We start from the raw sequence: 698 nt of genomic DNA, 5'->3' as shown, positions 1-698 counted from the left end.
AACTCGGCTTCCTGCTCCTGCAGTTCGGTGTAGACCGTGCGCCCGAGCACCCGTTGGACCAGCTCCTCGGAGAGGTTGGGCAGCAGCGCCTGCACGGTTCCGGCGCTGATCCCTCCGGTTCCGGCGTGGCCGGACAGCAGATGGCCTAATTCATGCAGCAGGATGTGCTGTTGGTGTAATGCCGTGGTGGCGCTCGGGTAACCGATGTAGTCGGCCCGGTCGGTGGTGACCAGCAGGCCGCAGGGGGTGCGGGACCGGACCGGCAGCTGGATCAGCTCGATCGGTCGCCCGCGCCGCTCGGCCAGCGCAGCCACCAGCTCCTCCGGGTCGAACGGTGCCGACAGCGGGAGGGACTCCACCATCCGGCGACATCGGCGCCAGAGCATCCGCCCCCGTCGGTCCGTGAAAAACCGCACAGTCCCACCCCCTGGCCCGGTCCGATCACGGTCAGCGATGTCCGACCCGCTGAGAGCGATCCTAGGCGTGTGAAGGTCTGATGGACAGTCATTCCGGACGGTGTGATCCGGCCTCTCTCCGAGCGATGATCTCGATCATGTCGCTGATCGTGCCGAGCCCCTCGGGCGACAGTGAGACGGCCCGCAGTGCGACGTCCCGGACGCCCGCATCCCGCAGTGCGCCCAGGAGTTGGAGCTCCTCGGTGATCCGGCTGCTCTGGTCGTCGTCGAAGAAGTAGGCCG

Annotated in this window: 1 protein-coding gene and 1 pseudogene; both read right to left on the bottom strand. The window is 67.5% G+C overall.

Annotated elements, in window-relative coordinates; translation table 11 throughout:
* Positions 1 to 362, bottom strand: a 362-nt coding sequence (locus ABD323_RS42950; protein WP_344447467.1) for a ParH-like protein, incomplete at its 3' end; no start/stop codon positions are given.
* A gap of 142 nt (positions 363 to 504) precedes the next feature.
* Positions 505 to 698: pseudogene (locus ABD323_RS42945) on the bottom strand (XRE family transcriptional regulator); the annotation flags it as partial.

It is taken from the genome of Kitasatospora nipponensis (assembly GCF_039528135.1).
Taxonomy (GTDB): Bacteria; Actinomycetota; Actinomycetes; order Streptomycetales; family Streptomycetaceae; genus Kitasatospora; species Kitasatospora nipponensis.
Note: the sequence above shows the minus strand (reverse complement) of the source record. Positions and strands in the feature narration are given on the sequence as shown.